Origin of the sequence: Pseudoflavonifractor sp. 60, from assembly GCF_009911645.1 — a bacterium.
Taxonomy (GTDB): Bacteria; Bacillota; Clostridia; order Oscillospirales; family Oscillospiraceae; genus Lawsonibacter.
Genome location: NZ_QWKI01000104.1, coordinates 1 through 13,416, shown reverse-complemented (window position 1 = coordinate 13,416; position 13,416 = coordinate 1). Strand labels below are relative to the sequence as shown.

Below are 13,416 nucleotides of genomic sequence, written 5' to 3'. Positions count from 1 at the left end.
CACCTCAGCAAAATGTACGGGACTTTTTGGCTGCCGGTGGCAGATTCCGGACAGTTTTTGTCAGTTGCTCCAGCTTATAGCGAGCCTGTGCAAGTTCATCATGATATTCCGCAAGCGGTTCAATATCTTCCACATCGAAAGCGCTGTAGTTGATGTCCCGCAGCAGAATAGACTCGCCGTTCATGCAGGGCAGGAGAATTTTTTCCAGCAGATATGGATTCACGCCCTCAGTAGGAGCCGGCGGCTCATCCTTTGTCTGAGAAAACCGCATAGACAGCAGCTTCAAATCCAGTTTCATGGCGTATCCTCCTCCAGCTCCAGCGTGACCGCGCACAGGGCGTAGTCGCCAGGGCAGGCAGATACGGCCTTCTCCTGTTCCGGAGAGAGGACCGCCCGTTTCTGCTCCAGGTAGTAGAGTCCGCAGTCCGGCAGGAATGCTCCTTCCATCACGGCCAGGTGCCAGATGGAGTGAGCTTGAAGCGCTTCATTGCTCCCGTCAGCTGTGACGTGGCAGACCAAGGCCTTCCCGATTCGCTCCGTCTGGTCTAAATTGATATTGTTCAGCATCCCCATCGAGTGATAAGCGATGGCTTCCTCCTGCTTCTTCTTCGCCTGGTGGAATAGGTTGAGAAAGGCCACCGGGTCCTCCCATCCCAGCACAACGCTGTAGGGGGCTGAAATGTCCTGTCCCCAGGGCTGGCTGGCCGGATAAAAGCGGGAATAAAATTTCCCCAGATCAGGAAGCAGCAGCTGGGTGACTGCGGCCCACGCCTGTTTGCGGGTCTGCTCTGTGTTTTGGGGCAGCCATTTTCTAGGTACAATGACCGCCAGATAATTGAATTTCATAGCACTCTCCTTTAATAATCCTCCGGCAGCAGCACAGTAGTGGCCGACCGGTCCCATTCGGTGATGATCCAGAATTTTACGCCGTCCTTGCTGTAGTAGACGGAAAGCAGGCGCTCGCCGCCCTTCACCGCTCTGTCGTTGACCCACTTGTCCTGCGGACACACATCGCCCCAGTCACAGTTCTGGTGTCTCTGGAGGGCAGCGAAAATTTCTGCCTTTGGGACTACCTTCAGCACATGGGGTGTCGCTACTGTCTGTCCCAGGGCAAAGGGGACAGAAATCGTTGGAAATTTCATTATGATTCTCCTTCAGGTCAACGCCCGGAACCCATGCGGGGTCAGGACGTTGAAAATCATTTTGTTGGAAATGGTCTCGTGAATCTCGGAACCGATATGTTTCCCGTTGGAGGCATACCGGTCCTCACTTTCCGTTCGGGTCACCTTGATGATCCGGCCCTTGATGATATGGGGCGTGTCGCACTGGATCAGCCCGTTTATCATCCCTGAGCCGCCAATCAGCCCAATCTGGCTGATGGACAAGGGCAGAAGCGGACGCTTCACTCCCTTGTCCAGTTCGCTGCGGGCCATAAGCTGGGCGAAGCTGTCACAATGACGCAGCTGCCGCTCCAGTTCTTTCTCGTTGAACCTCTCGCCTTTGAAGGTCTTCACCTCCAGCGGCTGGGCCGGGAGGGGATACTGGCCCTCTGGAAGCTCCGTCAGGCTGGGAATTTTGGCGGGGTCAACGGTGTACTTCTCCAGCCACAAGGTATTCTCCGGCACGTCCGCCCGGCGCTTGCGCAGGCCCATGACGGCGATCTGCTTGAATTTCTTAAACTCGCCATCGGTGAACCGCCAGACGGTCAGGCCCTCAAAGTTGTCCACCAGCACCCGGCAGATATCCGGGGTAAGCCGGTAGTAGGGAATGACATAGACCAGCAGGCCGCCGTACATCAGGTGGGGGAGGCTTTCGATCAGGAACCGCTTCTCATGCCGGGCCCGACTGCCGCTCTCATTGAGGACGGACAGATAGGGCGGGTTGAGGAACAGCAGATGGAAGGCCTCATGGCTGATCTGGCTGAAAAAGAAGCTGCCGAAGCCCACCCGATGCAGGCGGGTCTGGGCCTCCTCAGCCCGGCTTTCGTCCAGCTCTACCCCGTAGGCGTAGCAGTGATTCCCTTGAGCGAGCTGCCGCAGGGCTTTCCCACAGCCACAGCAGGGGTCTAACAAATTGGTGGTCACCTCCTCCGGGAACTGGATGCCCCGCAGAATGAGGGAGATGTTGTCTGGGTCGGTGGGGTAGTAGCCCAGCCTGACATTGTTCATCAGCCGGCCGATCACCGCCGCGTTGGTGGTCCCATCCACGGGAAATTTCTTGATGAAATCCTGGATGGCGTCGTAGACGGGGCGGTAGACATTGCTCATCAGGTCAAACCGAAGCAGGCCCGCCTGGAGTATAGCTGCCATCTTTGCGGTCTGGTATTCCTCCGTTTCCATCAGCGGGAGTCGGGCGCTGTTAATCGCCCGAACCAGATTCCGCCGGGTGGCTTGCAGCAGGGAGAAATTGTCCCGGGCGGCGGCCAGGTCGGTGTCCTTGTACTTCTCCACCCTGGCTCGCTGGATTACCATTCTCTGCGTCAAATCAGCGATGGAGCTTTGCAGGGATTTCAGCTCCTCCACCGCGTAGCACCGCTCAGGCTGCCCGCTCATAGGCGTTCCCCTCCTTCCGGAGCGTGCGGAACTCATTCAGCAGTCTGCTGTAGGACATGGTTTTTAAAACGTCCCGGGGCAAAAACTGGTTGCGGCTACTGGAGTAGTCCCGAATGTGCCGGGCCTCCCGATACAGCACCAGTTCTTCCAGCCCAAAGCTGGCCTGGGTAATCATGACGTAGATGCCGCTGCTATGCCACATCCCGATAAGGGAGCAGTCGCCGGAGACAGCGATACCGCCGGGGTTGGCGGATACGTTGTATTCCTGAAGGCCCAGGTCCTTGGCCAACGCCCGCAGGAATGTCTTTCCGGTGTTCAGAAACACCTTTTTGTCGCCATTGGGACCACTCTCCCGCTCGCCCCAGATGTAGCTGAGGTCGTGGCTGAGCAAATCGGCCAGCTTGCGCATATTCTTTTCCTGGGATTGTACCGACATTTTGATGCCCTCCTTCAAAAATTGAGAGCGCAAGGACATAAAAATCCCTTGCGCTCCATATTTCTCAGCGGCAGCTACGCCGCAGGTCTGATATCCGTTCCACTACCCGTCCCAAAAACAGGGGCGTTCTCCTCTGGGGTGCCGGGGATGATTTTCAGCGTGTACCCGGACTCCCGAGCCAGCTTAAACATCCCGATGAAGCGGTTCAGCTCCTCATCCACAGGCTCTTCGTCCTTCTTGACGGGCTCGAAATCCGCATCCATGACCTCTCTTTTGACAGGGCGGGCGGTCAGGGAAGTCCAGAAGGAGCGCAGGGCCGAGGCCAGCAGCAGCCGGAACAGGCTCCGCTTTTTCGGCTTCAGGTGGATTACCTCATCGGCTTTCACCTCGTCAATCTCGCTGAGAGCCACGGTGAGCTTCCCAGTCGCCACAAAGGCGGAGGACAGAAAACAGGACACCGCCGCGCTCTCAAAGGCGAACAGCTCCGGGGTCTGCACCCGCTTGGCGATCAGCCGCTGGCAGGTCACGCTGGCGGCCTCCAGGTCGTCCACCCGGATGTCATCGGCGGACACGGTGCCGGCGGTGATCATGCCGCCTCCGCTGATGGTCCTGGCCTTGATGCCGTAGGTAACCTTCAGACAGCCCTTGACCACCAGGCGGTCGGTCTCCAGCGTCTCATAGCGCACGGTCTCCCCCTTTGGGATGTAGACAGTTTTCATATGAATGAGTTTTAATAGGAACACTGTAATATCAAGGCTTTTCGGAGCCTGCAACCACAAAAAAATATAATCAGAGCTATCACATTACGCAAAAAGCCGTCCGGCAAGAAGGAACGGGGGCCGTAAAACAGTATTTTTGAAAAAAGCTGAAAACGTAGTGTTTTCAAGGGACGGCGTGGCTTCGGTCACGCCGTTTCCTCTTTCATCAGTTTATCCAGAGGGATAAATCCCAGGCCGTCATACTTGATGTGAATATTCTGCCGCCGCTTACCGCTGGACTTGTCCGGAGCCTCCACATAGATTGCTTGGACCAGCTCCCGGAGGGCGTAAGGGTCGAGCGTCTCAATAGACACATACTTCTGCGCCGTCTGAATGAACTTTTCAATATTCTCGCTCTGTCTCGCCTGTACCTCAATCTCCTGCCGCAGACTGACAACCTCGGCCTCAAGCTGCTTCTGCTCCGCCTCATAGCTTTGGCTCAACATATCAAACCGTTCATCACTCAGTCGCCCGCTGGCGTTGTCCTCGTAAATCTTGATGAACAGTCGCTTCAACTCGGCAATGCGCTTCTCATCCCGGTTGAGTTTCTTCCTGCTGGTCAAAATTTTCTCGGAACTTTCCAGCTTCATCTGCTGTTCCATGACCATACGGAAGTGGGCCTCGTACCGCAGAATGTAACCCGTCACCAGTTGGATATGCTTCAAAACCATGCGTTCCAGAACCTTGACACGGATGAAGTGCCCGCCGCATTTCTCTCGGTTCTTCTTGTGAAGGGAACAGTCGAAGAAATCCTGGGAGAAGTCACCATTGTTGGATGAGCCATACTGCATCTTAGAGCCGCAGTCGGCACAGTAGACCAGCCCGGAAAAGATACTGCTCCTGCCAGTGCGGGTCATGCGGTGCCTTTGCTGACGGATCACCTGGACCTTCTCAAACACATCGTCCTCAATGATGCGCTCGTGGGTGCCGGGGAAGATCGCCTGCTTTTCAATCGGGTTCTCCCTCTGCTTCTTGTCCCAAATTGAGTTGGAGTAGGTCTTGAAGTTGACAGTACAGCCCGTGTATTCCCGGCGTTCCAAGATTTTGACAACAGAGCTGTCGCCCCAGCCATAAGGATTTTCCGGGTCCGGATTCGGAGTGCTGCGGCCCTGCTGCTTCTTGTAGGCGGTCGGAGTCAATACCTTGTCGGTCCGAAGCTGATTGGCAATTTGCTGGGGGCCTCGCCCCTCCATGCACATCCGGAAAATGCGCCGTACTACCTGGGCAGCCTCCGGGTCAATCAGCCAGCGTCTTGGATTCTCCGGGTCCTTCACATAGCCATAGGGGACATTGACCGTCAGCGGCACACCTCGCTCACCTTTCGCTTTCTGAACGGCCCGGATTTTGCGGCTGGTATCTCTGGCGTAAAATTCGTTGAACCAGTTCTTGATTCCGGCAAAATCGTTGTTCACGCTGTTAGGGTCGATGGTGTCATAGTTGTCGTTGATGGCGATAAACCGGACGCCGTTCTGCGGGAAGGTAAAGTTGGTGTAGAGCCCGGTCAATGCGGAGTTCCGTCCCAGCCGGGAGAGGTCTTTCGTAATGGCGACAGCCACGTTGCCCGCTTCAATTTCCGCCAGCATTGCCTGAAATCCGGGGCGGTCATAGGTCACACCACTTACACCGTCATCCACGAAAAACACCGGGTTTGGAAAATGGTGGTCTTTAACATATTGGAGTAAGATGGCCTTTTGATTCTCAATCGACAAGGATTCCCCTGACCGCTCATCCTCCTGAGACAACCGGCAGTAGAGGGCGGTGATTTTATTCGTTGCTCCTAACATTTCTGTATCCTCCTTCAAGGGAGCAACTGTCAGTACAGGATTGGTTGACTTCATTATAGCAGAGGCAGGGGCGTTTGTCATTCAGAACCCTCCAGCTTTTCGGCAAAATTTTTGGTGGTAATGCGCTCCAACTTGTGCAGAAAGCTCTCGGTCCCCTCATAGCTACCCGTGACCGTATAGAGCGTTCCGGCGATGACCTCTGCGGCGGTTAGTTCAGGAATCCAATAGGCTGAAAGGTTTTTCACATGGATATGTCCGTTTTTATTGATTTTCAAAGCGTCATTGCTCATAGGCTCTCCTTTCAAATCTTCAAAATTGTTGTGAAATCAAAAGTGCATTTTGCACTTTTGATTTCATGGATACAAACGTGGGGTGCAAAATGCACTTGGCGTTAAAATCAGAATTGCAAAGTGCAAGTCTGATTGAAATTTTGGCGGTGACGTTGATGTGGCCCGGTGGTCGGCGGCATTCTGACGCAGACCAGAACGAAAAGTTTTCGTTCTGATTTCAAGATTGCAAAATGCAATCTTGAAATTGACTGTATCAGCATACGCAAAATCACAGGCGCATTTCGCCTTTGATTTCTCAGGGAGGTGGCGGACATTTTGACCGCCAATCAGAACGACATTTTGACGTTCTGATTCTGGTCAACGGCAAAATGTCGCAGACCAGACTGCGCCCAGCGCAGTTTGATTTGGTGAGCCGCAAAATGCGGTTTACCTACTGTGCTAACGTGGCGGAAAATTTTTCCGCCACGTTAAAAAGGATGATGTCAGCGGTCATGCTCTGTCTCCCGCCGTTTCTGCTGGGTCTGCTCCTGCTGGCGCAGAGCGGTGTCCACACAGCTTTTCACCTGCCGTAGCTTTTTCAGATCGTCACGTAGGTGCTTGTACCGCTCATACTCAGCGGGATAGTTCCGCTGTACCTCCGACAACTCCTGCCGCCACGCCTGGACGGGAATTTTATCCTCTGGGGAACGGTGCTTGTCCAGCTTCCGGCGGGCCATGTGGAATGTCCGCAGCTCGCCCTCATGCTCCAACTCGAATTTCTCCCGCTGGCCCTTCCACTTGATGGCTTTCCACTTGTCGTAGATGGGTTTGGTTTCCCGGTAGAGGTCAACCAAATGAAGCAAATCCGCTACCTCCTTCTTCCGGGCCAACATAGCTTTCAGAGAATCGTTGACGGCCTCCGTCTGCTCGTTACGGAGAGCGAGGCGGGCCTCCAAATCTTCCAGGGTAAGCAGATCATTCTCCGTCAGATAATTGACCACCTCGGCAAAACTTTTGAGATTTCCAATCCGGGCATTGCGGCTCCACGCTCCGGCATTCCTGGCGGCATAGTAGGCGTTCAGGAAGTCGGCAAGGGTTGGGGCCTGGGGCTGTCTCAATTCTTCTTTTATGGCTTTTATCCAATCCGTCAGGTCAGCGATTTTCTTCCGAAGATTGCTCAGCATTTTTCGGGCCGCTTTCACCCAGCGGTTCCAATCGCCCTTATCGGTGGAAATGCCTCTGGCCTCCATCTGGCGGACGGCCACGCCCTCATGAACAGTGGGCAATATGTCGAGACCCTGCAGCTCATAGGAGCGGTGGTCAATGCGGCACTCCAGACCCTTTTCCTCGAACTTGGCGTTGACCATAGCGGCCCACACCTCCCGCCAATGTTCCAGCGTTTCCGGGCTTCCCCAGTCGGTGGTGGGAACAGCGTCAAAGAGGGCCTTGCCGTCCTCGCCCATGATGCGGTTTCCGTTCCCGTCCAGACGGTAGACGCGCCTCTGCTTAAAGCCCCATTTGCCGCTTTCCTCGATAGGCCGGATAGGGCAGAGGACATGAAAGTGGGGATTGGGAATACCGCCGTCCTCCTTGTCCGGCTGGTGGATGGCAAAGTCGGCAATCATGCCCCGGCCCACAAGCTGCTCGGACACAAATTGCCTTGCGAGAGCGATGTTTTCCTCCAAAGAAAATTCGTTCTGCAAGGCAATGTCAAAGCTGTATGCAAGCTGGGCTTTCTTGCCGCGCTCGGCCTTCTCCACGGCGTTCCAGAGGGTAGCGCGGTCCTGGTACTCGGCGAGGACCTGGGGCGGCAGGAGAATGCCGGTACAGACCACGCCGCCCTTGTGGGTGTAGTCGCTGACCTCGCCGTAATACTCGCTATACAATTTCTCTCCAGCTCGGTAGGCCGCAGAAGCAACAACGGACTGTCCCTCGCTCCGCCGGACCTGGGTGACGTGGAGATGGAACAGGGCCAATTATCCGCCCTCCTGCTGGTCAATCATGCGTCTGACCAGAGCGGAAACTTCCGGCAGGGAAAAGATTTGCTCCGCCAGCTTTCGGAAAGCTGCTTGGCTCAGGCCGCGCACCTCCGGGGCAACGCTTTCCACGTCGGCCCCACGGACGATAAGCCTGTGGTTTCGCTTCTTCCGCTCGCCCTCGGTGTAGTAGCGGACACGGTTCTCCAATCGGCGCTGTCGGTGCTGGTACTGCTCCCGTTTGGCAATGGCCTCGTCCCGCTCTTTCTCCAACTGCTCTCGTGATTTTTTCATGCTGTTTGTCTCCTTCGATTCAGAATTTTGAACATAAAAAGACCGCTTACCGGGGGTGTCCGGTAAACGGTCAGGGGTACAGTGTTCGCTTTTGCCCCGTTGAAACGTGACAGACGCGAAGCGGGTGTCATGTTTCAGCGGGGGTGCAGGGATAGCCGCAAAGCGGCGCAAGGGGTGCAGCCCCTTGTACGGAGCGCAGCGACGCAAACGGCCCGGACTTTCAGAAGTCCGGGCCGCAGCCTCGCAGAGCGCACGATACATGGTCGCAGACCATGTATAGAAGTGCGCCGTTCCGGTCCCCCTACTGATAGCTTTCCAGATAATTCTTCAACATCTGCGCCACCTGTGCGCGGGTAGCCTGCCTCTGGGGGCCTAACCGCCCGTCTCCGTAGCCATTCAAAATGCCGTTCTCCACGGCCCAGCGCAGGGCTTCCAGAGCGTAGCCGCTGATTTCGCTCTCGTCGTTGAAATGCAGCTCCTTGTTGGTAGCTACGGGACTGCCGGAATACCGCCAGAGCATGACCGCCAACTGCTCACGGGTGATATTGTCATTGGGGCCGAACATACCGTTGCCGTAGCCGCCCACGATGCCGCACTCCGCAGCCCAGGTGATCGCCGTGGCATACCACGCGCTGGGGGCCACATCGGTAAAGGCGCTGCCACCCGTCACAGCGGGTTTGCCCTCCCTGTTGTAGAGAATCTGTGCAAGCTGGGCGCGGGACAGGTGATTGTCCGGCCCGAACAGGCCGTTGCCATAGCCGCCCATCAGACCATTCCGCAGAACATAGTCCACGGCCTCGTGATACCATGTCCCCACGCTCCGCAGGTCGGTGAAGCTGCGAGAGGGGCAGTCCGCGCCGCCATCACATGGCTTTTGCGTATCGTCCAGCAGGAGCGTGAAGGTGGCTTTTACGGTCACGGCCCTGCTGGGCATGGTGAAGGTGTACTTCCCGCCGCTCTGAGCTGTCAGCTTGACCTCATTCCCCCGGCTGTCGGTGACAGTCAGGGTGTCCAGCACATAGCCGATGTCCGGGGTTGCGGTTAGAGCGATGGTGCTGCCACTGGCGGCGTTGGTGCGATTGGAGGTCACTTTACCATGCTCTGGCTTCTCCACGGTGACAGCATAGGTGGTGCTGGTGCTCCAGCCGTTAGAGCCGGACGAACCGCCTGACGTGCCACCTGTGGATTCGTCCGTCAGGATGGCAGTTAATGTAACGTCTCCGTTGGGCATGACAAAATAGGTGCTGGCGCTCAAGTAATCCTCAATCGTTCCGCCGCTGGCCTCCCATCTAACAAATCGCTTTCCAGAGGGAATTGTTGCGCTGATTGAAATTCGTGTTCCAGCAGAGTAAGAGCCGCTGCCAGAACCGCTAGTAACGGTCAATGTGTGATGGGTAGGTTGTTCGGGGGTATCAGGTTTTGGGGGAGCAGTTAGGTCCTCTGTTTTAGCAGGAATATCTTCTGTGTTTCCACTGTTGTCCATGACCCTAAACGGCACCGCAGGTTCTTCCACGACGCAGGATGGAGTGAGGATAGTTTCGGAGGCTTGCAAATCAATTTCCGCAGTAAAGCGCTTTAGCGGCAGATCGTCCTCTGCGTTATGGAAAATGGACGTACAGGCAACCGTTTGTGCCACCGGGTCAGCGGAGGAAATTCTGACCTCCCCGCTGCCGCCGAACAAATGCGCCCGCAGCGTTTCTTCCTGACGGTCATAGTAGAAATATCCATAGGGCTTATACAAGGGAAATGAATCTGCGGTGGTGTTGACTGTCCCAACAGAATTTCCGGCATCGCCTTGAACCTCCAGAATCAAATCCCGCCCGGATATTTCCAATGTTGTAATTGGAAGGCCGTTTGCGGCTTCTGCAAGTTCATCCTCCGCAGCCAAAGCTATCATGCGGGTTTCGGTTTCCTGCGGAACCGTCCGATAGGAACCGCAGGAAGTCCCGTCCATAGAATAGACGCGGAACCGGTTGTCAAAATCCTGCTTCCTGTTTTTGTTTATCATGATACGCTGGCCATTAGTCAGGGTCAGGACATAATACTCATCCACCTTGTCCGTGGGATTTTCGTAGGAGCGAACGCGCACCCCGCTTGGGATATAAATATCATCCACCCCTGAGCAGTCATTGATATACTGGTCGCTTGTCCCCGTGATCACGTACAGATCATTCATCGGCCCGCCGTCCATCGCGTTTCTGCCGAGTCCGCCCACCAAAATGTCATTGATACTGCTGCCAACGAGATAGTCATTTCCGTCGCCGCCAAGCAAAACCACCTGCTCTATGAGATTTTTGTCTATAATTTCATCATCGCCGGAAGAACCGAAGCTGAAACGTATTTGCAAATGATCCTGATTGCTGATAATCTCACACTGCTTCAGAGCCAGTGAGAGGGCATCCAGCCATAGCGGAGTTTTGACAAAATTCAATGCGTTTTCTATAAAAGCTAACCCATCTACCCTTGTCATTTCAAACTGACGGACTTCAGGCAGTGTTTGACGATATGGCGTACTCTGCGTCAGCCAAAACCTCCCAGAGGAGCGATCATATTCCAGCATGGAACAGAGGTCGTGACAGCTGTTTTTGCCTACCGCCCCGGTGGTTGCGGTGAGAGCAGGCGCGTGGATTTGAACCGGAAGCCTGTCCGCGTTGGGGTAAGCAACCGCTTCATTAAATGTGGCTGTCCCCAAAGAGAACTGAAAAGCGTTGTTTTTACTTTCCGTCACATGATTAGTAAAATTCCAGTCGCCTGCACTATGGAAATGCTTGTAAATCTCCTCTCCACCGGCGAAATAGGCGTCCTCCATAATGAGGCCGTTGGCCCCGTTGAACAGCTCCGCCCGCTCTCCGGTCAGCAGCGAGATATAGCAGGCTATCGCGCCGCCCAGGGAGTGCCCCGTCAGCAGAATCTGCCGTCCGTCCCCGATGCTTCTCTTGTAAAAATCCACCGCGTCCGAAAATTGTTCCGGCAGCTTGTTCAGCACCGCAAATTCAATATCCGCCCAAATATCCTTGGGTGATTCCGTTCCCCGGAACGCAATGATTCTCTGATTCCGCTCCGCGTTGTCCAGCGCGACGGCGAAAAGCCCGGACGGTTCGGAAACAACGTTGACAATCTTCCAAGCACCCAGCACATCTTTATAGAAATCGGACAGTGGCGCATCCCAAACCGCCCAATTCCAAAGGGTTCGATCCGGTCCAATTGCGGCATCGGCAAAGGTTTCGACGGTGGCCCCGAAGCCGTAGCGGATCAGCTCATCCTCATAGGAAAGCTGGCAGGCCGCAATGGCGCACATCAAATCATCATAGCCCTCTTTTACGGCAACACTGCATACCGCCTGTACATTGGGATAATCAACCAGAGCCGCCGTGATTTCCACCCGGCCCAGCTTGTGCGCGGTCAGTGTATTGTCGGAGACGGAAACGACCTCTGGGTCGCTGCTGGTGAGGGTGTACCGCGCTCCGGCCGGGATGGTGGTTACTGTAACCGCTTCTGTCTCGCCAATAGAAAGGTCAAGGGTTTCGGGAGAAATAAAAATCTGCGGTGTATCGGGTGGAGGCGCATCTACAATTTGGAGCTTTGTTTCCTTCCAGTCCAGTAGTTCGCTGGCATCCCTATTGATAGCAATAACGTAAATAGAACTATTGGGCTCGAATGCCATGCCAGGGATAATATCTGTTGCCGGTAACTCGGTGTACCTATCTCTGCTCTGAATTAAAAACACCCGTCCAGGCTCTCCGTCTCCCCAGTCTGTTTCAATAGACACATCAGCTGTTTCTGTGGAGCCATACTCAAATTTTTGGGGTTGGCCCAACAAATCAGAGGTTATGCCATCTCGAATCAGGGAAACAGACCGAATAGAAACCTTTTGCTCAGGAGGCGGCTCATCTGGATCGTCCAAAAGGACGTACGGAATGTTTTCGTTCTCCGCAAATTGGTGCGCATAGGAATCTTTGTAACAATGTATCGTCAGTTTTTTGCAGTTCTCAAATGTACTTGCATCCATGTCTGTTACACTTTTGGGGATTGTGATACGTTCTAATCTGGTGCAATTTCTGAACGCATAAACGCTTAATGTAGTGACACCCTCTGGAATGATAATGCTTTGCAGATTGGAACAATTAGAAAATGCGTTCTGGGAAATTAGGGTGACGCTATCAGGGATGTTAATACTTTTTAGGCTTGTGCAATCCTGAAAGGTGCTAAACCCGACTTCCGTTATTCCTTCCGGGAGTACAACTTGAGTCAGATTTGAAGCACCAGAAAATGCGCGCCAGGAAATGTCAGAAACACTGCCTGGTACAGTAAACGTACTCTCGGACTTTCCGGCGGGATAGCTGATTAGGATGGTTCTTTCTTTGTTATACAAGATGCCGTCAACCGCCATATAGGCTGGATTATTGGCATCTACACGAATTTCGGTCATACTTGTACAATTGCTGAACGGAGAATGGCTGATGTCATCCGCTATCCATCCATCATTATTGATAAAAAAAGTCGTAACACTGTCTGGAATACTGATACTAGGCAGACTTGTGCAATCCGAAAATGCGCGTTCACCGATAGCAGTTACACTGTCTGGTATGTTTACACTTTTCAAATTTGAACACCCAGCAAATGCGAGTTGGCTAATGGTGGTTATTCCATTTGGAATCGCAATGTGTTCCAAAGCTGTACAATCTGAAAAGATACCGGATGCAAGAGTTATCAAATTTTGGGGGATATTTACCACATATAACTGAGAACAGTCACTGAATGCGCCGTCTCCGATTGTTGTAACACTATCCGCAACATCGGCACGAATTAAGTTTTTACACTGCAAAAAGGCCTGCGATCCAATATGAGTTACACCATCTGGAATTTTTATGCGGGATATACTACTACAACTCCAAAACGCCAGATTTCCAATGTTGACTAAACTGGTGGGCATGGTTACATCCTGAATACTTTCACAGGCGCAAAATGCGTACTTTCCAATGCTGGTTACACCGTCCTCAATTACGAGGTGCTTAATATCCTTGTGGTGCGAGAACCACGGGCTGGTTATGTGATAATACCATATACCATCAACCCAAATTTCATCGTCGCCATATTCACTGGGAATATCATTTTTATGATAATGCTCTGCGCTATAATTACTCATTTTCCCGGTTCCCGTGATACGCAGAGTACCACCGCTATCCAGTGTCCAGGTCAAGTTAGCGCCACAAGTCCCGGACGCTATCTCATCTGCCGCAAACGCCGTCCCCGGCAACAACGTCAACACCATGCACAGACACAACGTTAGTGATAGAACCCTTTTTCTCATATTTGCCACCATTCCTTTCCTGACTGTAAAGTGTAC

The 13,416-nt window shown here is 53.8% G+C and carries 11 protein-coding genes; all 11 read right to left on the bottom strand.

The window, feature by feature from the left end:
- Window positions 1-4: 4 nt before the first annotated feature.
- Window positions 5-298: a hypothetical protein gene (locus D1646_RS11685; protein WP_160636626.1), complete on the bottom strand. Its 294-nt coding sequence runs from the start codon at window positions 296-298 to the stop codon at window positions 5-7.
- The gene (locus tag D1646_RS11680; RefSeq protein WP_160636625.1) at window positions 295-846 is read right to left on the bottom strand and encodes a hypothetical protein; all 552 of its coding nucleotides are present in this window, start codon (window positions 844-846) and stop codon (window positions 295-297) included. The genes D1646_RS11685 and D1646_RS11680 overlap by 4 nt, the downstream gene beginning before the upstream one ends.
- A gap of 11 nt (window positions 847-857) precedes the next feature.
- Window positions 858-1,142 carry a hypothetical protein gene (locus D1646_RS11675; protein WP_160636624.1) on the bottom strand — a complete coding sequence of 95 codons (285 nt, stop codon included), beginning with the start codon at window positions 1,140-1,142 and terminating at the stop codon, window positions 858-860.
- Window positions 1,143-1,154: 12 nt separating this feature from the next.
- Window positions 1,155-2,552 (bottom strand): DUF6094 domain-containing protein, encoded by a 1,398-nt coding sequence (locus tag D1646_RS11670; protein ID WP_243154141.1) that lies wholly within the window; start codon window positions 2,550-2,552, stop codon window positions 1,155-1,157.
- Window positions 2,536-2,988, bottom strand: a complete 453-nt coding sequence (locus tag D1646_RS11665; protein WP_160636622.1) for a hypothetical protein — start codon at window positions 2,986-2,988, stop codon at window positions 2,536-2,538. Before D1646_RS11665 ends, D1646_RS11670 begins: the two co-directional genes overlap by 17 nt.
- Before the next feature lie 74 nt (window positions 2,989-3,062).
- Window positions 3,063-3,674: a hypothetical protein gene (locus tag D1646_RS11660; protein WP_160636621.1), complete on the bottom strand. Its 612-nt coding sequence runs from the start codon at window positions 3,672-3,674 to the stop codon at window positions 3,063-3,065.
- Window positions 3,675-3,892: 218 nt separating this feature from the next.
- A complete protein-coding gene (locus D1646_RS11655; RefSeq protein ID WP_040655112.1) occupies window positions 3,893-5,530 on the bottom strand; it encodes a recombinase family protein in 1,638 nt (545 codons plus the stop codon).
- 77 nt (window positions 5,531-5,607) lie between these two features.
- Complete coding sequence (locus D1646_RS11650) at window positions 5,608-5,820, bottom strand: hypothetical protein (RefSeq protein ID WP_016321808.1); 213 nt, start codon at window positions 5,818-5,820, stop codon at window positions 5,608-5,610.
- A gap of 482 nt (window positions 5,821-6,302) precedes the next feature.
- On the bottom strand, window positions 6,303-7,775 hold the full coding sequence (gene mobQ, locus D1646_RS11645) for a MobQ family relaxase (RefSeq protein WP_016321809.1): 1,473 nt from the start codon (window positions 7,773-7,775) through the stop codon (window positions 6,303-6,305).
- Window positions 7,776-8,069, bottom strand: coding sequence for a DUF3847 domain-containing protein (locus D1646_RS11640; RefSeq protein ID WP_160636620.1), 294 nt, complete (start codon window positions 8,067-8,069; stop codon window positions 7,776-7,778).
- 301 nt (window positions 8,070-8,370) lie between these two features.
- The gene (locus D1646_RS11635; protein WP_160636619.1) at window positions 8,371-13,215 is read right to left on the bottom strand and encodes a leucine-rich repeat protein; all 4,845 of its coding nucleotides are present in this window, start codon (window positions 13,213-13,215) and stop codon (window positions 8,371-8,373) included.
- Window positions 13,216-13,416: the final 201 nt, after the last annotated feature.